Source organism: Streptomyces sp. NPDC085927 (assembly GCF_044540975.1).
In the GTDB taxonomy this organism is placed as follows: Bacteria; Actinomycetota; Actinomycetes; order Streptomycetales; family Streptomycetaceae; genus Streptomyces; species Streptomyces hirsutus.
In genome coordinates this window covers 197,408-217,439 of the sequence record NZ_JBITSN010000002.1, presented here as the reverse complement: position 1 = coordinate 217,439, position 20,032 = coordinate 197,408, and the positions used below count along the sequence as shown (strand labels likewise).

Here is a 20,032-nt window from a genome sequence, read left to right as displayed (position 1 = left end):
CCATATGCGCCGTTCCGTCTGAGGCGTTCCGCCCGGACGGACAGCCGGGCGGGCAATCGGGTGGACAGCCGGGCGGGCGGGAACTCTCGCGCGTTGTTATGCATGGGGAGACGGTGACCACGATGTGCGGGGAGGCTGTGGGATGGACCAGGGGACACGGTGGAAGGGGCCGGAGCGGGGCGGCCGTTCGCGGGCCGTGCTCGCCGCCGTGGCGGCCGCCGCCGTGCTGGGGACCGCCGGCTGCGACGCCGTCGGCGGCGACGGGGCCGCTCCGTCCGGCAGCGGGGCGAAGAAGGCCGCACCGGCCCCGTCGCCCACCCCTGTCTGGGACACCAGCCCCGCCTCCGTGGCCGCCGTGGGCGATTCGATCACGACCGGTTTCGACGCGTGCGCGGTGCTGACGGACTGTCCCGAGGTGTCGTGGGCGACGGGCAGCAGCAAGAAGGTCGACAGTCTGGCGGTGCGGCTGCTGGGCCCGGCGGGGGCGGCCGAGCGGAGCTGGAACTACGCGGTCACCGGGGCGCGGATGGCGGACCTGCCCGGTCAGATGGCCCGGGCGGTGGGCCGGGAGCCGGAGTTGGTGGCGGTGATGGCCGGGGCGAACGACGCCTGCCGGGCCACGACGTCGGCGATGACGCCGGTGGCCGACTTCCGCGCGGACTTCGAGGAGGCGATACGCACCCTGCGCAAGGCGCTGCCCAAGGCCCAGGTGTACGTGGCGAGCGTGCCGGACCTGAAGCGGCTGTGGTCGCAGGGGCGGACCAGCGAGATGGGCAAGCAGGTGTGGAAGCTCGGCATCTGCCCGTCGATGCTGGGCGATCCGGACGCCCTGGACGCGGCGGCGACCGAGCGGCGCGAGACGGTGCAGGGCCGGGTGGAGGAGTACAACAAGGCGCTGGAGGAGGTCTGCGCCGAGGACGACCGGTGCCGCTACGACGGCGGCGCGGTGTACGAGTACAGGTTCGGCACCACGCAGTTGAGCCGCTGGGACTGGTTCCACCCCAGCATCGACGGTCAGGCCCGGCTGGCGGAGATCGCCCACCGTACGGTCACGGCGGCGAAGCCGTGACTTATCGTTTCGCACATGAACGAACTCTTCGGCACACTTTCCGACGGCACCCCGGTGCACCGCTGGACCCTGGAGCGGGCCGGCGTACGCGTCCGGGTGCTGTCGTACGGCGGGATCGTGCAGGCCGTCGAGGTGCCGGACCGGAAGGGGCGGTCCGGGAACGTGGTGCTGGGCTTCTCCGGCCTGGAGGGCTACCTCGCCCATCCGGAGCCGTACTTGGGCGCCCTGATCGGGCGGTACGCCAACCGCATCGCGGGCGCCCGCTTCCCGCTGGACGGCCGGGTCCACACGCTCGCCCCGAACAACGGGCCGAACTCGCTGCACGGCGGTGAGCGGGGCTTCGACAAGCGCGTGTGGGACGTGACGCCGGTTCCGCACGGGCTGCGCCTGACCCTGGTCTCCGCGGACGGCGAGGAGGGCTTCCCGGGCCGCCTGGAGATGTCGGTGACGTACAGCCTGGACGAGCGGGGCGCGCTGGGGATCGCGTACGAGGCGGTGACGGACGCGCCGACGGTGGTGAACCCGACGAACCACTCGTACTGGAACCTGGCCGGCACCGGGCCCGACGCCGGCTCCGGCCCTCGCTCCGGCTCCGGCTCCGGCGGTGCGGCCGGGCACGAACTGCGGCTCGCCGCCTCCCGCTTCACCCCCGTCGACGCGGATCTGATCCCCGCCGGCGACCACCAGGACGTGACCGGCACCCGCTTCGACTTCCGCGAGGCGCGCAGGACCGGCACCGGGTACGACCACAACTACGTGCTCGACAAGGGCGTGACGCCCGCACCGGTGGAGGTCGCCGAACTGTACGAACCGGGTTCCGGGCGGGTGCTCACGGTGGCGACCACCGAACCCGGGATGCAGGTCTACACCGCCGACCACATCGGGGAGCCCTTCACGCCCGGCGCCGGCATCGCGCTGGAGACGCAGCACTTCCCGGACTCCCCGAACCGGCCCGGCTTCCCGAGCACGGTCCTGCGGCCGGGCGGGACGTTCCGCTCGGAGACGGTGTACGGCTTCGCCGTGCGGTAGCGGGGCCCGCTCGCCCGGGTACGTCCGCCCGGGTCCGTCCGGGGCGGCGCACATGAGCCCCGGCCCGGGGTCAGGGTCCCGGACCGGGGCTGCTCATGCAGAGGGATACCCCGGCCGACGGGAGCTACCCCGATCCAGACGTTAATCGTCGCGGTGATCCCGCGGTCCGGGATCGGGCAATCGATCGGGAGTTCGTACGAATCCTTCACAAAGGACCACGATGTGGTCACCTCGTCCCACTCTCAGTACCCGTCCCGGCCGATCGGCGGAGACGGCTGCGCCGGCGCCCCGGGCGTCTTGGCGCCGGCGTCGGCGTCGGCCCTGGTCTCCTCGCCGAGGAGGTCCCGTGCCATGAGGGTGGCGCCGGCGACCGCGCCCGGCATCAGGAAGACGGCGACGAACGGGACGAGGAACGCCAGTCCCAGCGGCGTGCCGAAGCCCCAGACGAGGGTCTTGCGGCCCCTCAGCAGGGCCAGCCGCGCCCGCAGGTCGACCCCGCGCCGCTGCAGGGCCACCGCCGTCAGCTCCTCCGTGAGGAAGAACCCGGTGACCATGAACCCGATCACCGGTACGACGGTCTGCCCGAGGAACGGGACGAACCCGAGCCCGAAGAGCAGCACCGCCCAGAGCAGGGCCCGCACGACGATGCGGAGGCTGTCCCGGCCGGAGATCCACAGCTCCCGCCACAGCGGCAGATGGGACTCGGGGGCGGTGCCGTCGGGCGAGACGTCCCGGTCGACCTTCTCGGAGAGGCTCTCGTAGAAGGGCTGGCCGATGAGCAGGGTCACCGCGGTGAAGGTGATGACGGAGAGCAGCAGGCCGAGCGCGAAGAGGAGGGCGGTGAGCAGTCCGCGGAACAGTCCGAGCCAGGGGCTGGACCAGTCGTCCGCGAACGGTGTCGCCCAGCCGACGAAGTCCGCTCCCCATATGCCCAGCACGAGCAGTGCCGCCACGTAGAGCACCAGCGTGATCAGTCCCGGCAGCAGGCCGAAACCGTACTGCTTGCCGTGCCGGGCGACCCAGCGCTGGCCCTTCAGGAGATACCGGAAACCCACCCCAAGATCGCGCATGGGGGAACTATAGGGGCCCGTCGCCGGCGTGTCGTCGGCCGGTGGTCCGGTCGTCGGCCGGCACCCGGCCGGTCGCCGGCCGGGCGTCACCTTCAGGGCCGGTGCGGGACGGAGGGACGGCCGCTCGCCGTCCCTCCGTCCCGCACCGGCGCCCGCCCTCCGGCGTCAGAGCTTGACGATCATCTTTCCGGTGTTGTCGCCGCGCAGGACGCCCAGGAACGCCTCGAGGTTGTTCTCGATGCCCTCGACGACGGTCTCCCGGTACTTGAGCTCGCCCGAGGCGATCCGGCCGCCGACCTCCCGCACGAACTCCGGCCGCAGGTCGTTGTGGTCGCTCACCAGGAAGCCCTCGATGCGGCCCCGGGTCTGGATGAGGCGGGCGAGGTTGCGCGGGCCGGGCGCCGGCTCCGTGTTGTTGTAGACGGAGATCATCCCGCACACGGCGATCCGTCCGCCCCGGTTCAGCGAACCGATGGCGGCCTCCAGGTGGTCCCCGCCGACGTTGTCGAAGTAGACGTCGATGCCGTCCGGCGCGGCTTCGCGCAGTTGCCGGCTCACCGGGCCGTTCTTGTAGTTGAACGCGGCGTCGAACCCGTACTCCTCGACGAGCAGGGCGACCTTCTCGTCGGATCCGGCGGAGCCGATCACCCGCGAGGCCCCCTTGAGCTTCGCGAGCTGCCCCACCTGGCTGCCGACGGCACCGGCGGCGCCGGACACGAAGACGGTGTCGCCCTCCTTGAAGGAGGCGATGCGCAGCAGCCCCGCGTACGCGGTGAACCCCGGCATGCCCAGCACGCCCAGGTAGGTGGAGAGCGGCGCGACCCCGGCGTCCACCTTGACGGCGCTCTTCGCGTCCACCAGCGCGTACTCGCGCCAGCCGAGGCCGTGCAGTACGTGGTCGCCGACGGCCAGCCCTTCCGCGCCGGAGGCGACGACCTCGCCGACGGCGCCGCCCTCCATGGCCTCGCCCACCGCGTACGGCGCCACGTAGGACTTGGCGTCACTCATCCGGCCGCGCATGTAGGGGTCGACGGAGAGGTACATGTTCCGGACCAGCACCTGGCCCTCCCCCGGCGTGGGGATCTCCGCCTCGACCAGGGCGAAGTCCTCGTGCTTCGGCCAGCCCACGGGCCGGCTCGTCAGGTGCCATGCGCGGCCGGTGGTGGGGAGCGTGGGGGTGTCGGACATGGGGTGGCGCCTCTCCTCGAAGTGTTTCATCACCTGAAACAACCATGCCGTTGAATATTTCAGGATGTCAAGCATGTGGGTACCCTGGAGGCATGGCCGCCACACCCAGTTCCCCCGGACGCCCCGACGACCTGACCCTGGAGGTCGTCGGCCTCATCGGCTCGGTGGTCGCCCGCTACCACGAGGAGTACGAGGAGGCGGCGGCCGGACACGACCTCACCGGCGCGCAGGCCCGGCTCCTGAGTCTGCTCTGCCTGGAGCCCCTGCCGATGCGGAAGCTCGCCCACCGCCTGAAGTGCGAGCCGTCGAACGTCACCGGGATCGTCGACCGCCTGGAGTCCCGCGGTCTGGCCGAACGCCGCCCGGACCCGGCGGACCGCCGCGTGAAGGTGGCGGCGGCGACGGAGGAGGGCCGCAAGGTGGCCCGCGGCCTGCGCGATTCGCTGCGTTTCGCCCGCGAGCCGCTGGCCGCCCTCACGGACGAGGAACGCCGCTCCCTGCGCGACATCCTGCGGACGATGCTGGACACCGAAGGGACGGCGCCCGGAGGCCGGGAGTGAGCGGCCGTCAGGTGCACCACCACAGGAAGCGGCTGCAGGTCTCCGAGGGTTCCGGCTCCGGTTCCGGGTCCGGGTCCGGCTCGGGGTCCGGTTCGGGTTTCGTGGGGGCCGGGTCCGGATCGCCCGGGGTGTCCGGCTGAGCCGGGGACTCCTGCGGCCCGCCCGCCGTCGGGTCGGCCGGGGAGGCGTCCGCGGACGCCGACGGGGCCGCCTCGCCGGACTCGTCCTCCACCTCCGCCGATTCCTCGCCCGTCGGCGACTGCGAGACCGACGGCGAACCGGACGCCTCCGGGGAGGAGGACGTCACGGACGCGTCCCCGCCCGGAGCGCCGCTCGACTGCGGCGCCGGCTCGGTCCCGACCGACCCGCCGTCCGGTGTCTCGTCCCCGGCCACCGCCGGCTCGGACTTCGTCCCGGGCGCGTCCAGCCCCAGCTCCGCGAGGCTCAGCGCGCCCGCGGCCAGGACGAACCCCGCCACGACCAGCAACGAACGCCGCCGTCGCCTGCGGTGCGCCGCGGCCTTGCGGTCCCGGCGGCTCGTGCCCGGCCCTGGACCTTCGCCCCCTTCGTCCGCGGCCTCGTCCGCGGGGTCCGCGGTGTCCTCGGGCAGAGGGGGCGCGGGGTTCCCGTCCCGCCGTTTCCCGGGCCCGGCGGTCCCGTCGGCCCCACCGGTCCCGGCAGGCTCCGGGGCCGCCCCCGGGTCCGGCTCGCGCCCGCGGTCCGGCCGAGGTCCGGGTTCCGGCTCCGGCTCCGAGGGGTCGTTCTCGTACGCCGTCCGGGAGGCTTCGGAGGCCTCCGGGCGAGCCTGGAGGGTCTGGGCGGGGGTGCCGCACCCAGGGCAGGCGAGGGCGCCGTTGAGGTGCCTTCGGCACGGGTGGCAGTAGTCCATGACGCGTGAAGGCTAAGTTCCGCTCACGTCCGGTTCCTAGAGCAAGCTGTGAAGGTTTGGTAGGGACGCCTGCCCATAGGTTTCGAAACTGTCGAAACCGTTATGCGCGCGACCCATTGACACCCCCGCCACCCCGTCCTTACTGTCACGCCAGCATTTCGAACGCGTGACGAAATATCGAACACGTCGCACCGCACCATCGAACGATCACAGGGTCCACAACGCAGCGAGGGGCAACTGCCGTGCGTATCACCGGAATCAGCACACACGTGGTCGGGACGCCGTGGCGCAACCTGACGTACGTCCAGGTGCACACCGACGAGGGGATCACGGGAGTCGGCGAGACCCGGATGCTGGGGCACACCGACGCCCTGCTGGGTTATCTGAAGGAAGCCGAGGTCAACCACATTCTCGGCTCGGACCCGTTCGCTGTCGAGGACCTGGTCCGCCGGATGAAGTACGGCGACTTCGGCCGGGCCGGCGAGATCGTGATGTCCGGTATCGCCGTCGTCGAGATGGCCTGCTGGGACATCAAGGGCAAGGCTCTCGGCGTCCCCGTCTGGCAGCTGCTCGGCGGCAGGGTGACCGACAAGGTCAAGGCGTACGCCAACGGCTGGTACACCACCGAGCGCACCCCGGAGGCGTACCACAAGGCCGCGCAGGCGGTGGTGGAGCGCGGCTACCGGGCCCTGAAGATCGACCCGTTCGGCACCGGGCACTTCGAACTCGACCACAAGGAGACCCTGTACGCCGTCTCCCTGATCGAGGCGGTCCGCGACGCCATCGGTCCCGAGACCGAGCTGATGCTGGAGATGCACGGCCGCTTCTCCCCCGCCACCGCCGTCCGCCTCGCGAGGGAGCTGGCGCCGTTCGACCCGGCCTGGCTGGAGGAGCCGGTGCCGCCGGAGAACCTCAAGGCGCTGGAGAAGGTCGCCGCCAAGGTCGACATCCCCCTCGCCACCGGCGAACGCGTCCACGACCGCATCGAGTTCCGTGAGCTGTTCGAGAGCCAGGCGGTCGACATCCTGCAGCCGGACGTCGGCCACATCGGCGGCATCTGGGAGACGCGCAAGCTCGCCGCGACCGCCGAGACCCACTACATGCTGGTCGCGCCGCACAACGTCGGTGGTCCGGTGCTCACCGCCGCGTCCCTCCAAGTCGGTTTCACCTCGCCGAACTTCAAGATCCTGGAGCACTTCAACGACTTCGCCGACGCGGAGATCAAGAAGGTCGTCAAGGGCGCCCCGCAGGTGAACCCTCAGGACGGCTGCTTCCACCTCTCCGACGCCCCCGGCCTCGGTGTGGAGCTGGACGTCGACGCGGCGGCCGAGTTCCCGCAGCAGCAGGCCCGGTTCGACCTGTGGGCCGAGGGCTGGGAGCAGCGCAAGCCCAAGGGCACGAAGTGACCGGGCGGGCGGACGGCCCCTCGGCCACTTCCCCGGCCACCCGCGCGGCCGGGGACTCCGTGGCCGTGGTCGTCGACGGCCCCGGCGCGCACCGCCTGGTCGCGCACGAGCCGCGCGACCCCGGCCCCGGCGAGGCGCTGGTCCGGGTGCACGCGACCGGCATCTGCGGCAGTGACCGCGAGGTGTACCAGGGCAACCGCCCCGAGGGGTACGTGCGCTACCCGCTCACGCCGGGCCACGAGTGGTCCGGGACCGTGGAGCGGGTGGGTGCGGGCGTGCCCGCCTCGCTCACCGGCCGCAAGGTCGTGGGAGAGGGTTTCCGGAACTGCCAGGTGTGCGACCGCTGTCACGCCGGCGAGACGACGCTGTGCTCGGCGGGCTACGAGGAGACCGGGTTCACCCGGCCGGGGGCGATGGCCGCCACGCTGACCCTGCCGGCCCGCCTGCTGCACGTCCTGCCGGACGGTGCCGATCTCACCGCGGCGGCGCTGCTGGAGCCGGCGGCCTGTATCGCCGCCGCCGCGCTCAAGGCGAACGCCGTGCCCGGGGAGCGGGTCGCCGTGGTCGGGACGGGGACCCTCGGCATGTTCGCGGTGCAGTTCCTGCGCGCGAACTCCCCGGCCGAACTGCTGGTCGTCGGTACCCGCGGCGACCGGGAGGAGCTGTCCCGGCGGTACGGCGCCACCGATTTCCGCACCAAGGACCGGCCGCTCCCGGACGACTTCGACGTGGTGATCGAGACCGCCGGGTCCGCCGACGCGGCCCGCACGGCCGCCGCGCTGCTGAGGCGCGGCGGGCGGCTCGTCCTGACGGGCATCCCGGCGCCGGGCGCGGACGGTCTCGACCCGACGGACCTGGTCGTACGGCAGCTGGAGGTGCACACCGTCTTCGGGGCACCGCCGGACGCCTGGGCGCACACGGTGCGGGTGTTCGCCGCCGGGCTGCTCGATCCGCTACCGCTGGTCACGCACGAGCTGCCGCTGGCCGGGTTCTCGGAGGCCATCGAGCTGGTGGGATCCGGCGACCCGAAGGTGGGCAAGGTGCTGTTGCGCCCCTAGGGCGCCCGGCCGTGGGGGGGGGGGGGGGGGGGGGCCCCCCCCCCCCCCCCCGCCCCCCCCCCCCCCCCCCCCCCCCCCCCCCCCGCTTCCTCCTGCCGCCCGCCCCCTCCCGTCGACCGCGTCCCGCCCGCTTCCTCCCGCGGGTCGCGAACCTCGTCCGACATACCGAACCAAAGGACATCCTGTGACCGACGCTTCCGCCAAGCCGGCCCGCAGGCCCGGTGAGCAGGCGCTCACCGCGCTCGGCCTGGGCGCTCCCGCCCCCGACCCCGCCGACGCCTCGCCGCACTCCTTCCCCGGCGGTGGCCGCTGGCGCACCGAGGTTCCCTCCTGCGAGGGGCCCGAGGCGCTGGCGGTGGTCCTGAAGGAGGCCTCCCGGCTGGACGTGCCGATCCACCGGATCAGCCAGGGCAGCGGCGTCTGGATGCTGACCGACGCCGAGATCACCGAGATGGTCAAGGCCACCGCCGAACGGGACATCGAGCTCTGCCTGTTCACCGGCCCGCGCGGCACCTGGGACATCGGCGGCTCCACCCGTACCGACTCGCGCGGCGCCGGACTGCGCGCCCGGGGCCACGACGCGGTCGCCGGCTGTGTCGAGGACGCCGTGCGGGCGACGGAGCTGGGCGTCAAGTGCCTGCTCGTCGCCGACGAGGGGGTGCTGTGGACGCTGCACCGGGCGCGGGCGGCCGGGATCATTCCGCAGGACACCACACTGAAGGTCTCGGCCCTCATCGGACCGGTCAACCCGGCCTCGTACGCGGTGTACGAGCAGCTCGGCGCCGACTCGGTCAACGTGCCCAGCGACCTGACGCTCGATCACCTCACCGAGATCAGAAGGGTCTCGGCCACCCCGATGGACATGTACATCGAGGCCCCCGACGACCTCGGCGGCTACGTCCGGATGTACGAGGTGGCCGAACTGATCCGGCGCGGTGCGCCGTTGTACCTGAAGTTCGGCCTGTCCAAGGCGCCCGGGATCTATCCGTACGGGCACCACATGCGGGACGTCACCCTCGCCAGTGCCAAGGAGCGGGTGCGGCGCGGACGGCTGGCCCTGGACCTGCTCGCCCGCCACGGCGCGGACGGTGACATGGCCCCGCTCGGTTCACGGCTCCCGGGGGATCTGCGCAGGTTCGGCATCTCGTCATAACGTTCCGGAAACTCGGCTTCACAGAAGCAGACACAGACGCGCACAATCCCACACACCCCTTTCTCGGGATTGCCCAGCACCCTCTTCGCACCGCACCGCCCCGCACCACAACTTCATCGCCAAATCCCTTGGCCCGAAAGTGACTTCGCACCCCCGGGCCGCCCTGCACACACATCAAGGATGATGATCATGCGTAACCGCAGAGCCGCCGTCGCCGCCGTGGCCACCGCCGCCTCCCTCGCCCTCACCCTGTCCGCCTGCGGCCAGAGCGGCGAGGGCGGAAGCGAGGAGGACAAGGGAGACTCCAAGGGAGCGACCATCGGCATCGCGATGCCGACCAAGTCCTCCGAGCGCTGGATAGCCGACGGCGACAACGTCGTGAAGGACCTGGAGTCCAAGGGCTACAAGACCAAGCTGGTCTTCGGCGAGGACGACCCGGACCAGCAGGTCGCCCAGGTCGAGAACCTGATCACGCAGGACGTCAAGGCGCTGATCGTCGCGGCGATCGACAACAAGTCGCTGAACAACGTCCTGCAGCAGGCCAAGGACGCCGACATCCCGGTGATCTCCTACGACCGCCTGATCCTCGGCACGGAGAACGTCGACTACTACGCCTCGTTCGACAACGAGAAGGTCGGCGAACTCCAGGGCGACTACATCGTCGACAAGCTCGGCCTGAAGGACGGCAGCGAGAAGGGCCCCTTCAACATCGAGCTGTTCGCCGGCTCCAACGACGACAACAACACCCGCTACTTCTTCCAGGGCGCGATGAACGTCCTGCAGCCCTACATCGACAAGAAGCAGCTCGTCGTCCGGTCCGGCCAGACCGAGCTGAACCAGGTCACCACCCTGCGCTGGGACGGCGGCACCGCCCAGAAGCGCATGGACGACATCCTGACCTCGTCCTACAAGAGCGGGCGGGTCGACGCGGTCCTCTCCCCGTACGACGGCATCTCCATCGGCATCCTGTCGGCGCTGAAGTCGGACGACTACGGCTCCAAGAACAAGCCGCTGCCGATCGTCACCGGCCAGGACGCCGAGGTCGCCTCGGTGAAGTCGATCATCGCCGACCAGCAGTCCATGACGGTCTACAAGGACACCCGCGAGCTCGCCAAGGTCGCCACGAACATGGTCGACGCGCTCCTGACGGACAAGAAGCCCGAGGTCAACGACACCAAGACCTACGACAACGGGGCGAAGGTCGTGCCGGCCTACCTGCTGGAGCCGGTCGCCGTGGACAAGGCCAACTACCAGGAGACCGTGGTCGACTCCGGCTACGTCAAGGAGAGCGACCTCAAGTAGCCGGTCCCGGCACACCGCCGTCACCTACGGATTGGAAGGCACGACCATGGCGGGACCCGTCCTGGAAATGCGCTCGATCGTCAAGACCTTTCCCGGCGTCAAGGCGCTGTCGGACGTCACCCTGACCGTCCGGCAGGGCGAGGTCCACGCCATCTGCGGCGAGAACGGCGCCGGCAAGTCGACCCTCATGAAGGTCCTCTCCGGCGTCCACCCGCACGGCACCTACGAGGGGGAGGTGCTCTTCGAGGAGAAACCCTGCCGGTTCAAGGACATCAGGGCCAGCGAGCAGCAGGGCATCGTCATCATCCACCAGGAGCTCGCCCTGGTGCCGTACCTCTCCATCGCGGAGAACATCTTCCTCGGCAACGAGCACGCCCGGCGCGGCCGCATCGACTGGCACGAGACGCTGCGGCACGCGACCGAGCTGCTGCGCCGGGTGGGGCTCGACGACCACCCGGACACCCGGGTCGCCGACATCGGCGTGGGCAAGCAGCAACTGGTGGAGATCGCCAAGGCGTTGTCGAAGAAGGTGAAGCTGCTCATCCTCGACGAGCCGACCTCGGCGCTCAACGACGAGGACAGCGGCAAGCTGCTCGACCTGATCCTCCAGCTGAAGGAACAGGGCATCACCTCGATCATCATCTCCCACAAGCTGAACGAGATCCGCACGGTCGCCGACTCGGTGACGATCCTGCGGGACGGGCGGACCATCGAGACGCTCGACGTGAAGGCCGCGGAGACCACCGAGGACCGGATCATCAGCGGAATGGTCGGCCGCGACCTCGAGCACCGCTTCCCGGAGCGGACCCCGCACCACCCCGAGGAGGGCACCGCCCCCGCCCTCGAGGTGCGCAACTGGACCGTGCACCACCCGATCGACCAGCAGCGCAAGGTCGTCGACGACGTGTCGCTGCAGGTCCGGCGCGGCGAGATCGTCGGCATCGCCGGCCTGATGGGCGCCGGCCGCACCGAGCTGGCGATGAGCCTGTTCGGCCGCACCTACGGCCGGTACGCGGGCGGCACGGTCCTGCGGGACGGTGAGGAGATCCGGACCAAGACCGTCCCCGAGGCGGTGCGGCACGGCATCGCGTACGTCACCGAGGACCGCAAGCACTACGGCCTGAACCTCATCGACACCATCAACCGCAACATCTCGCTCAGCGCGCTGGGCAAGGTCGCCAGGCGGGGCGTCGTGGACGAGCACGAGGAACGCCAGGTCGCCGAGGGCTTCCGCACGTCCATGAACATCAAGGCGCCGACGGTCTTCGAGCCGGTGGGCAAGCTGTCCGGCGGCAACCAGCAGAAGGTCGTCCTCAGCAAGTGGATCTTCGCGGGTCCCGAGGTGCTGATCCTGGACGAGCCGACCCGCGGCATCGACGTCGGCGCCAAGTACGAGATCTACACGGTCATCGACCAACTGGCCGCCGAGGGCAAGGCGGTCGTCTTCATCTCCTCCGAGCTGCCCGAACTGCTCGGCATGTGCGACCGCATCTACACGATGGCCGCCGGGCGGCTGACCGGGGAGTTCTCGCGGGCCGAGGCGTCCCAGGAATCGCTGATGCGTCGGATGACGAAGGACAAAAAGGACAAAGAGGTAACCCGATGAGCACGGATGTCACCGACAAGACCCCGGCCGCCGCGCCGCCGGGCAGGAACGGGGCGGGCACCGGTGACGGCCTGCTCCAGCTGATGCTGGACGGCATGCGCCGCAACATGCGCCAGTACGGCATGCTGATCGCCCTCGGCCTGATCGTGGCGCTGTTCGCGGTGTGGACCGAGGGCGACCTGCTGCTGCCGCGCAACGTGTCCAACCTGGTGCTGCAGAACAGCTACATCCTGATCCTCGCGATCGGCATGATGCTGGTCATCATCGCCGGCCACATCGACCTGTCGGTCGGCTCGCTGACGGCGTTCGTCGGCTCGATGGCCGCCGTGTTCATGGTCCGCAACGACCTGCCCTGGCCCGTCGCGGTGCTGCTGTGCCTGGCGGTGGGCGCGATCGCGGGCGCGGTACAGGGGTGGTTCATCGCGTACGGCGGGCTGCCGTCGTTCATCGTGACCCTGGCGGGCATGCTCACCTTCCGCGGTCTGACCGAGATCTTCCTCGACGGCCAGACCCTCGGCCCGTTCCCCAAGGGGCTGCAGACGACCGCCAACGGCTTCCTGCCCGAGGTCGGACCGGACACGAACTATCACAACCTCACCCTGCTGCTGGGCCTCGGACTGATAGCCCTCGTGGTGCTCCAGGAGGTCCGCGACCGGCGCCGCCAGCAGGAGTTCGCCCTCGACGTCCTGCCCGCCAAACTGTTCCTGCTGAAGCTGGTGGCGCTCACCGCCGCCATCCTCACCGTCACGCTGCTGCTGGCCAGCTACAAGGGCGCCCCGATCGTGCTGCTGATCCTCGGCGCGCTGCTCGTCGGCTTCGGCTACGTGATGCGCAACGCCGTCATCGGCCGCCACATCTACGCCATCGGCGGCAACCTGCCCGCGGCCAAGCTGTCGGGTGTGCGGGACAAGAAGGTCACCTTCCTGGTCTTCCTGAACATGGGCATGCTCGCGGCCCTGGCGGGTCTGGTCTTCGCCGCCCGCTTCAACGCGGCCTCGCCCAAGGCCGGCCTCAACTTCGAACTCGAGGCGATCGCGGCCGCGTTCATCGGCGGCGCGTCGATGAGCGGCGGTGTCGGCACCGTGCTCGGCGCGATCATCGGCGGTCTGGTCCTGGGCGTGCTGAACAACGGCATGAACCTCGTCGGCGTCGGCACCGACTGGCAGCAGGTCATCAAGGGCCTGGTGCTCCTGGCGGCGGTCGGCTTCGACGTGTGGAACAAGCGCAAGGTCGGATCGTAAGTCGGCTCGGGCCCCGCCGGAAGGCGGGGCCCTCTCCATGAGGGAGCTGCACACCATGGAACTGAACAGACGCACGGTCATCACGGGAGCGGCGGCCGCGGCCGCCGGGATCGCCGCCACCACGGCCGGCGGGACGGCGCACGCCTCGGACGGCGGCAACGGCCGGGGCACGGGCGCCGGAAAGCCCGTACGGACGCTCTTCGGCACACTCGCGGACGGCACGAAGGTGCACAGCTGGTCGCTGGCCAACGGCGGGACCCGGCTGAAGGTCCTGTCCTACGGCGGCATCGTCCAGTCCCTGGAGGTCCCCGACCGCCGGGGCCGCCACGCCAACGTCTCCCTCGGCTTCGACACCCTCGAGGAGTACGTCACCTCCAGCCCGTACTTCGGCGCCCTGATCGGCCGCTACGGCAACCGGATCGGCAAGGGCCGCTTCACCCTCGACGGCACGGCCCACCAGCTCTCCGTCAACGACGGCGCCAACAGCCTGCACGGGGGCGCCCAGGGCTTCGACAAGCGGGTCTGGGGCGTCGAACCGTTCACCGAGGGGTCCGACGTCGGACTGCGCCTGTCCTACGTCAGCGCCGACGGCGAGATGGGCTACCCGGGCACCCTGCGGACGAAGGTGACGTACACCCTCACCCGGCACGGCGACTGGCGCGTCGACTACGCGGCCACCACCGACCGGGCCACCGTCGTCAACCTCACCAGCCACGTCTACTGGAACCTCGCCGGCGAGAGCAGCGGCTCCGTCGGCGACCACGAGCTGTCCATCGCCGCCACCCGCTACACGCCGGTCGACGCGGGACTGATCCCCACGGGCGAACTGGCCCGGGTCGGCGGCACCCCCTTCGACTTCCGAAGCGCCAAACCGGTCGGCCGGGACCTCCGCGTCGCCCACCCCCAGGTGCTGTACGGCCAGGGGTTCGACCACAACTGGGTGCTCGACAAGGGCGTCACCGCCCGCCCCGGGCACGCCGCCACCCTGCGCGACCCGTCCTCCGGCCGCACCCTGCGGATCGCCACCACCGAGCCCGGACTGCAGTTCTACTCCGGCAACTTCCTCGACGGCACCCTCGTCGGCACCGGCGGGCGGGTCTACCGGCAGGGCGACGGGCTGTGCCTGGAGACCCAGCACTTCCCGGACTCGCCGAACCGGCCGTCGTTCCCGTCGACCGTGCTGCGGCCAGGCGAGACGTACCGGACGACGACGGTCCATTCGTTCGACGCCTGAGCCCGACCACGGGGCCTGACCGGTCCTGACCCCGTCCTGACGGGCCTCGGGGGAGGCCGGTCCGGGGCGCGTGACGCATAAACCACGCCCGGGGTTCACGTCGTCACACTTTTTTCACACCGGTTGAACAGCGCCACACACCCCTCCGTATGTACGGGTGGCCCGCGCTCCCCCGCGCGGGCCACCCACGCATGACGGGCCCGGTACGTCCCCGGCGGGCCCGCCCACCCGGAGGTTCCATGGCCGACAACGTCACCTCGTTGTTCCGCAGCACCGCGGCGCACAGCCCTTCGATGGCTGCGCTGGCGCGGGAGAGCGACGGGGCCGGCCCGGTGGACTTCTGCATTCCGTGCAATCCGTATTTCCCCACCCCCGCCATGTTCGAGGACATGGCGGCGCGGCTGCGCGACATCATCACGTACTACCCGAGCAGCGCCGACACCATCACGGCCGAACTGTGCAGCCTGCTCCGGCTCCCGCCGCAGTGCGTGGCGATGGGCAACGGCTCGACGGAACTGATCACCTGGATCGACCACTTGCTGGTCCGCGAGTCCCTCGCCGTCCCCGTCCCCACCTTCGGCCGCTGGACCGACCAGCCCATGGAGACCGGCAAGCGGGTCGACATGTTCCCGCTCCAGGAGTCCAGCGGCTTCGCCCTCGACCTCGCCCAGTACGCCGAGTTCATCCGCGCGCGGGGCACCAAGGTCGCGGTGATCTGCAACCCCAACAATCCCGACGGCGGCTTCCTGCACAAGCACGCGGTCGTGCAGTTCATGGACGCGATGGCCGACCTCGACCTGGTGGTGATCGACGAGTCGTTCCTGGAGTTCGCCGACGCCGAGGTGGAACCGTCGGTGGTGCAGGAGGCGATGCTGCGCCCCAACGTCATCGTCCTGCGCAGCCTCGGCAAGAACTTCGGGCTGCACGGCATCCGGTTCGGCTACCTCGTCGCCAACCCCGCGCTCGCCGGCCGCGTCCGCTCGATGCTGCCGAAGTGGAACCTCAACTCCTTCGCCGAGCACGTGGTGTTCATGCTGAAGGAGCACGGCACCGAGTACCAGCAGAGCCTCCACCAGGTGCGCCGCGACCGGATGGACATGTCCGGCCAGCTCTCCTCACTGCCCGGTCTGACGGTCTACCCGTCCCAGGGCAACTTCCTCTTCGTGCGCCTCCCCGTGGGCGCCGAAGGCACCGTGGTGCGGGACCGCATGCTCACCGAGCACCGGCTCCTGGTCCGCGAGTGCGGCAACAAGATCGGCTCGTCCAGCCGCTTCCTGCGTCTCGTGGTACGTCCGCAGGTGGACGTACGCCGCCTGGTGTCCGGCCTGGAACAGGTGCTCTACGGGACCTCCAGGAGGGGAGCCGCCGTGCCCGAGCAGGCCACAGGGACCGGCTACAGCTCGGGCACGGCGGCGATAGACCGCCTGGTCAGCGAAACCAACGGCGCCGGTACCCAGGGCCTCGCCGCCCAGGCCATCGGCGCCGGTACGGGGGCGCCGGGTCTCCCCGCCGCTCCGGCCGCCGGCATCGGCATGCCGCTCCCCGCCGTCCCGTCCCCGGTTCCGGTGGGCACGGGCGGCGGGATGCCCATGCCGGCGGCAGCCTCGCCGGGGCCGCAGCAGATGCCCCAGCAGGCACCACAGCCCATGCAGGCCCCTCCCCTGCAGTCCCCGCCGGTGCCGCAGCAGCCGGTTCCCCAGCAGGCGCCTCAGCCGATGATTCCCCAGCAAGTGCCTCAGCAGATGCCGCAGCAGATGCCGCAGCACCCCCTGGCGGCTCCGGCTCAGGTACCCGCGCCCGCTCCGATGCCCGCCGCCGCGTCGTACTCGCCCCCGCAGATGCCCACCGGTCCCACGCCGCCCGGTGTCCCCGCCCGCGGCGGCCTGACGGCGGCGCAGGTCAGGGGTACCGACGGTCTGTCCCAGGCCCCGGCGTCCGGCTGGGGCGGAGCGCAGAGCTGGCCGGAGGCGGCGGGCATGGGCCAGCTGAGCTGACAGGCCCCCCACGGGACACACGGGACGCGTCGAGGTACCGCGAAGGCACCCCGACGCACCCGAGGTCCCGGGCCGGTCAGACCGGGTTGAGCCGCCACTGCTGGCAGGCGTTGTTCAGCCAGGTCCACTGCCGTACGTCGGCCGCGTCCGCGGTGGAGCAGCCGGCGACGTCGGCGACCTTGCCGGTGGCCTGGTTGAGGATCCGGACGTGGCCGCTGTCGGTGGCGACGAACCGGAACCGCTGGCAGGTGTTGTTCAGCCACGACCACTGGCGCAGGTCGGCCCCGTCGGCGGAAGAACAGTTCTCGGTGTCCAGCACCTTGCCGGTGGAGACGTTGACCAGCCGGTGCGTGTCGTCGCCGAGATCCTCCAGCCGCCAGCGCTGGTGGGCACCGCCGTTGCAGGCGTACTGCTGCACGTTGGCCCCGTCGACGGTCGAACTCCCGGCTACTTCCAGACACTTGCCGCTGTTGCGGTTGGTGAGGGTGTAGGTGGCGGTGACGGCCGAGGGCTCGCCCGAGGGGCCGGTCTGGCTCGCCCCGAGCCGTACGGGCGTACCGAGGTTCGGTGAGCCGTCGGAGTTCCAGGTGAACTTCTGGGCGCGGGCGGTGCGCCCGTTGTCGCATCCGTCGGAGGTGGAGTCGTTGGCGTGGTAGACGATCCAGCTCTCGCTCCCGTCCGGCGAGGTGAAGAACCCGTTGTGCCCCGGCCCGTACACGCCGTTGCCGTCGCTGCGCTGGAAGACGGGCGTGGACTTCTTGGTCCAGGACGACGCGGAGGTGGGGTCGGAGCCGGTGAGGGAGAGCTGGCCGAGTTTGTAGTCGGGGGTCCAGCAGCCGCCGGCGGAGTAGATGAGGAAGGTCCGCCCGCCCCGTTGCAGGATCTCCGGCCCTTCGTTGACCGTTCCACCCTGCCGTTCCCAGTCGTGGGTGGGCGTGGAGACGGTGGAGAAGGAGGAACTCACCGTGTACGGGTTGGACATGCGGGCGGCGACGACGTTCTGCGTCCCGCTGTGGGTGCTGCCGAACAGGTACAGCTGCCCGTTGATGGTGGCGACGGTCGGGTCCAGCATCCAGGAGGAGTTGAGCCGCCCCTTGTAGGTGTACGGCCCCAGGGGGTCGGATCCGGTGCTCTCCAGGACGTGGCTGCGCTGGGTGGGGTTGTAGTCGGAGACGTTCTGCCCGGCGACGTAGTACAGGTACCAGCGGCCGTTGAGGTAGTGCAGTTCGGGTGCCCAGATGTTGCAGCACCGGGAGGCCGCGTCGCCCTGCCACACCTGCACGCTGGGCGCGGTGTTCAGTCCGGCGAGGGTGGCCGACCTGCGGATGGTGATGACGTCGGTCCAGGACGTGCTGATCAGGTAGTAGGTGCCGTCGTGGCGGACGATCCAGGGGTCGGCGCCCTTCTGGGCCTTGACGGGATTGGCGAACGAGGCCGCCTGCGCGGAGGACTGCCCGAGCGACAGGGCGAGCAGCAGCGCGGCCAGCAGGATCAGTGGGCGACGGGCCATCCGCTGCTCCAGTTCAGGAGGTTGATGCCGAGCTTGGGGGTGCCGTTGTCGTTGGCGTCGTAGTAGTGGTAGACGATCAGGTCGCCGTCGACGTCGTTCATGATCGACTGTCCGCCGGGGCCGACGATGCTGCCGTGCGGCTCCAGCACGGGCGTCCCGCCGTTGCTCATCATCGAGACGCCGTTCCTGTCGCGGTACGGCCCGGTGATACCGGTGGCGCGGCCGACCTTGACCTTGTAGGTGGAGCCGGTGCCGGCGCAGCAGGTGTCGTAGGACGCGAAGAGGTAGTAGTACCCGCCTCGTTTGACGATGAAGGGCGCCTCGACGGCCTTGGTCCCGGTGGGCCGGGAGGCGAGGGAGTAGCGGGTGGTGTTGCTCGAGAGCTGCTTCCCGCTGGACGGGTTGATCTGGATCATCTTGATCCCGGTCCACCAACTGCCGAAGGAGAGCCACCACTTGCCGTCGTCGTCGACGAAGAGGTTGGGGTCGATGGCGTTGTAGTCGCTGGAGGAGCCGGAGGTGTACACGATGCCCTGGTCGGTCCAGCTCCCCGGCTGCCCGGTACTGGAGGCGGCGAGCCCGATCGCGGAGGTGTTGGAGCCGAACGACGAGACGGAGTAGTACATCAGGTACTTGCCGCCGCGGTACGAGATGTCGGGCGCCCACGCCTCCGGGACGGAGGAGTAGTTCCGCCACCAGCTCGGCCGGGAGGTGAAGGCGTCCGCCCCCGCGCTGAAGGCGGTGCGGTCGTTCGATGTCTTGTTGCTGATGCCGCCGCCGGTCGCGTACAGCAGGTACTGCCCCGACGACGTCCGCATCATCGACGGATCGTGGGTGACGACGGAGCCGGTGACCCGGCCGGGATGGGGGTACGCCGACGCGGCGGTCGGCATGAGGGCGAGCAGGGCGGCGGTGGGGAGAGCGAGGAGGACGGTGCGTTTGCGGAGGGAACTGCGGCGCATGCGGGTCTCCTTGCGGTGGGGGCCAGAACGCGGTGGGGGGCAGAGCGCGGTGGGGGCCAGAACGCGGTGGGGGTCAGAGCGCGTCCGTAATCTCGAACGGCGATCGCAAGTTCGAACGGGAACGTAGAATCGAACCACTTGCGCGTCAATGACCCGCGCAGCCCCGGTCGAGGCGCGCCTCGGCACGGACCGTCTTGGCGGGCGGCTCCCGGTCCACCACCTCCCACCGCGCCGGAGGCCGCCCAGCTGCGGAACATCGAGTTGCGGGTGATGCCGCTCGTGCACGATTCGCATGCCGGGCTGCGGGGCCCCATCCGGTTGCCGGAGACTCCGGAGAACGAGCGGTTCGCCTACAGCGAGGGGCAGGAGAGCGGCATCCTGATCGCCGACCGAAAAGTGGTGAGTGTGCTCCAGAGCCGTTGTGCCAGGATGCGTTCACAGGCTCTGTCCCTCCAAGACTCCGTGAGCCTGTTGCAGCGGATGCGAGGGGATGATGGGCATCACTGATCTGGCTTGGTTCAAGAGCAGCTACAGCAGCGCATCCGGGGACGACTGCCTGGAAGTCGCCCTCTCCTGGCACAAGTCCAGCTACAGCAGCAGTGGTTCCGGCGACTGCGTAGAGGTCGCGGCCTGCCCCGCCACCATCCACGTCCGCGACTCCAAGAACCACCAGGGCCCGCAACCCGCCCTCTCCCCCACCGCCCGGACCGGCTCCCTCACCCACTTCGCCGAGTAACCGGCGGCTTCTCCCCACTCCCGTC

General features: G+C 70.5%; 17 protein-coding genes and 1 pseudogene. 13 read left to right on the top strand and 5 right to left on the bottom strand.

Features of this window, described 5'->3' with window-relative positions; translation table 11 throughout:
- The first annotated feature begins 142 nt into the window (after positions 1 to 142).
- Both ACIF80_RS05905 and ACIF80_RS05900 read left to right on the top strand, forming a co-directional pair.
- Positions 143 to 1,069, top strand: a complete 927-nt coding sequence (locus tag ACIF80_RS05905) for an SGNH/GDSL hydrolase family protein (RefSeq protein ID WP_399799878.1) — start codon at positions 143 to 145, stop codon at positions 1,067 to 1,069.
- A 15-nt stretch (positions 1,070 to 1,084) separates the two neighbouring features.
- Complete coding sequence (locus ACIF80_RS05900; protein WP_399799876.1) at positions 1,085 to 2,098, top strand: aldose epimerase family protein; 1,014 nt, start codon at positions 1,085 to 1,087, stop codon at positions 2,096 to 2,098.
- A gap of 242 nt (positions 2,099 to 2,340) precedes the next feature.
- Here ACIF80_RS05900 and ACIF80_RS05895 read toward each other — a convergent pair whose 3' ends face one another.
- Both ACIF80_RS05895 and ACIF80_RS05890 read right to left on the bottom strand, forming a co-directional pair.
- Positions 2,341 to 3,168, bottom strand: coding sequence for an EI24 domain-containing protein (locus ACIF80_RS05895; protein ID WP_399799874.1), 828 nt, complete (start codon positions 3,166 to 3,168; stop codon positions 2,341 to 2,343).
- Positions 3,169 to 3,333: 165 nt separating this feature from the next.
- Positions 3,334 to 4,356: an NADP-dependent oxidoreductase gene (locus tag ACIF80_RS05890; protein WP_399799872.1), complete on the bottom strand. Its 1,023-nt coding sequence runs from the start codon at positions 4,354 to 4,356 to the stop codon at positions 3,334 to 3,336.
- 92 nt (positions 4,357 to 4,448) lie between these two features.
- Here ACIF80_RS05890 and ACIF80_RS05885 point away from each other — a divergent pair, with 92 nt between their 5' ends.
- On the top strand, positions 4,449 to 4,916 hold the full coding sequence (locus ACIF80_RS05885; protein WP_399799869.1) for a MarR family winged helix-turn-helix transcriptional regulator: 468 nt from the start codon (positions 4,449 to 4,451) through the stop codon (positions 4,914 to 4,916).
- Positions 4,917 to 4,923: 7 nt separating this feature from the next.
- Here the strand turns inward: ACIF80_RS05885 and ACIF80_RS05880 are convergent, their stop codons facing one another.
- The gene (locus ACIF80_RS05880) at positions 4,924 to 5,394 is read right to left on the bottom strand and encodes a hypothetical protein (protein ID WP_399799867.1); all 471 of its coding nucleotides are present in this window, start codon (positions 5,392 to 5,394) and stop codon (positions 4,924 to 4,926) included.
- Positions 5,395 to 6,047: 653 nt separating this feature from the next.
- On the opposite strand from ACIF80_RS05880, the gene ACIF80_RS05875 reads away from it, so the two are divergent.
- The 8 genes from ACIF80_RS05875 (at position 6,048) to ACIF80_RS05840 (ending at position 16,799) form a co-directional block, all read left to right on the top strand.
- Complete coding sequence (locus ACIF80_RS05875; RefSeq protein ID WP_326752523.1) at positions 6,048 to 7,211, top strand: mandelate racemase/muconate lactonizing enzyme family protein; 1,164 nt, start codon at positions 6,048 to 6,050, stop codon at positions 7,209 to 7,211.
- Positions 7,208 to 8,269, top strand: coding sequence for a zinc-binding dehydrogenase (locus ACIF80_RS05870; protein WP_399799865.1), 1,062 nt, complete (start codon positions 7,208 to 7,210; stop codon positions 8,267 to 8,269). The genes ACIF80_RS05875 and ACIF80_RS05870 overlap by 4 nt, the downstream gene beginning before the upstream one ends.
- A gap of 184 nt (positions 8,270 to 8,453) precedes the next feature.
- Positions 8,454 to 9,422, top strand: coding sequence for a hypothetical protein (locus ACIF80_RS05865; RefSeq protein WP_399799862.1), 969 nt, complete (start codon positions 8,454 to 8,456; stop codon positions 9,420 to 9,422).
- 189 nt (positions 9,423 to 9,611) lie between these two features.
- On the top strand, positions 9,612 to 10,724 hold the full coding sequence (gene chvE / locus ACIF80_RS05860) for a multiple monosaccharide ABC transporter substrate-binding protein (RefSeq protein ID WP_399799860.1): 1,113 nt from the start codon (positions 9,612 to 9,614) through the stop codon (positions 10,722 to 10,724).
- A gap of 46 nt (positions 10,725 to 10,770) precedes the next feature.
- A complete protein-coding gene (mmsA, locus tag ACIF80_RS05855) occupies positions 10,771 to 12,330 on the top strand; it encodes a multiple monosaccharide ABC transporter ATP-binding protein (RefSeq protein ID WP_399799858.1) in 1,560 nt (519 codons plus the stop codon).
- A complete protein-coding gene (gene mmsB / locus ACIF80_RS05850) occupies positions 12,327 to 13,571 on the top strand; it encodes a multiple monosaccharide ABC transporter permease (RefSeq protein WP_399799856.1) in 1,245 nt (414 codons plus the stop codon). The genes mmsA and mmsB overlap by 4 nt, the downstream gene beginning before the upstream one ends.
- 55 nt (positions 13,572 to 13,626) lie before the next feature.
- On the top strand, positions 13,627 to 14,805 hold the full coding sequence (locus tag ACIF80_RS05845) for an aldose epimerase family protein (RefSeq protein ID WP_399799853.1): 1,179 nt from the start codon (positions 13,627 to 13,629) through the stop codon (positions 14,803 to 14,805).
- Between the two features lie 239 nt (positions 14,806 to 15,044).
- The gene (locus ACIF80_RS05840; protein WP_399799851.1) at positions 15,045 to 16,799 is read left to right on the top strand and encodes a pyridoxal phosphate-dependent aminotransferase; all 1,755 of its coding nucleotides are present in this window, start codon (positions 15,045 to 15,047) and stop codon (positions 16,797 to 16,799) included.
- A gap of 76 nt (positions 16,800 to 16,875) precedes the next feature.
- On the opposite strand, the gene ACIF80_RS05835 is transcribed toward ACIF80_RS05840, so the two are convergent.
- A complete protein-coding gene (locus ACIF80_RS05835) occupies positions 16,876 to 18,309 on the bottom strand; it encodes a family 43 glycosylhydrolase (protein ID WP_399799849.1) in 1,434 nt (477 codons plus the stop codon).
- Complete coding sequence (locus ACIF80_RS05830; RefSeq protein ID WP_399799847.1) at positions 18,291 to 19,271, bottom strand: arabinan endo-1,5-alpha-L-arabinosidase; 981 nt, start codon at positions 19,269 to 19,271, stop codon at positions 18,291 to 18,293. Before ACIF80_RS05830 ends, ACIF80_RS05835 begins: the two co-directional genes overlap by 19 nt.
- A gap of 234 nt (positions 19,272 to 19,505) precedes the next feature.
- Here ACIF80_RS05830 and ACIF80_RS05825 point away from each other — a divergent pair.
- Together ACIF80_RS05825 and ACIF80_RS05820 are read left to right on the top strand one after the other, a co-directional pair.
- Positions 19,506 to 19,778, top strand: a pseudogene (locus ACIF80_RS05825) (Scr1 family TA system antitoxin-like transcriptional regulator); the annotation flags it as partial.
- Positions 19,762 to 20,007 carry a DUF397 domain-containing protein gene (locus ACIF80_RS05820; RefSeq protein WP_399799845.1) on the top strand — a complete coding sequence of 82 codons (246 nt, stop codon included), beginning with the start codon at positions 19,762 to 19,764 and terminating at the stop codon, positions 20,005 to 20,007. The pseudogene ACIF80_RS05825 and the gene ACIF80_RS05820, both read left to right, overlap by 17 nt.
- The last annotated feature ends 25 nt before the right edge of the window (positions 20,008 to 20,032 follow it).

Excerpts from the sequence above, each read along its gene's own strand:
- ACIF80_RS05905 (WP_399799878.1), top strand. The coding sequence starts at position 143 with ATGGACCAGGGGACACGGTGGAAGGGGCCGGAGCGGGGCGGCCGTTCG.
- ACIF80_RS05900 (WP_399799876.1), top strand. The coding sequence starts at position 1,085 with ATGAACGAACTCTTCGGCACACTTTCCGACGGCACCCCGGTGCACCGC.
- ACIF80_RS05895 (WP_399799874.1), bottom strand. The coding sequence starts at position 3,168 with ATGCGCGATCTTGGGGTGGGTTTCCGGTATCTCCTGAAGGGCCAGCGC.
- ACIF80_RS05890 (WP_399799872.1), bottom strand. The coding sequence starts at position 4,356 with ATGTCCGACACCCCCACGCTCCCCACCACCGGCCGCGCATGGCACCTG.
- ACIF80_RS05885 (WP_399799869.1), top strand. The coding sequence starts at position 4,449 with ATGGCCGCCACACCCAGTTCCCCCGGACGCCCCGACGACCTGACCCTG.
- chvE (WP_399799860.1), top strand. The coding sequence starts at position 9,612 with ATGCGTAACCGCAGAGCCGCCGTCGCCGCCGTGGCCACCGCCGCCTCC.
- mmsA (WP_399799858.1), top strand. The coding sequence starts at position 10,771 with ATGGCGGGACCCGTCCTGGAAATGCGCTCGATCGTCAAGACCTTTCCC.
- mmsB (WP_399799856.1), top strand. The coding sequence starts at position 12,327 with ATGAGCACGGATGTCACCGACAAGACCCCGGCCGCCGCGCCGCCGGGC.
- ACIF80_RS05845 (WP_399799853.1), top strand. The coding sequence starts at position 13,627 with ATGGAACTGAACAGACGCACGGTCATCACGGGAGCGGCGGCCGCGGCC.
- ACIF80_RS05840 (WP_399799851.1), top strand. The coding sequence starts at position 15,045 with ATGGCCGACAACGTCACCTCGTTGTTCCGCAGCACCGCGGCGCACAGC.
- ACIF80_RS05835 (WP_399799849.1), bottom strand. The coding sequence starts at position 18,309 with ATGGCCCGTCGCCCACTGATCCTGCTGGCCGCGCTGCTGCTCGCCCTG.
- ACIF80_RS05830 (WP_399799847.1), bottom strand. The coding sequence starts at position 19,271 with ATGCGCCGCAGTTCCCTCCGCAAACGCACCGTCCTCCTCGCTCTCCCC.
- ACIF80_RS05820 (WP_399799845.1), top strand. The coding sequence starts at position 19,762 with ATGATGGGCATCACTGATCTGGCTTGGTTCAAGAGCAGCTACAGCAGC.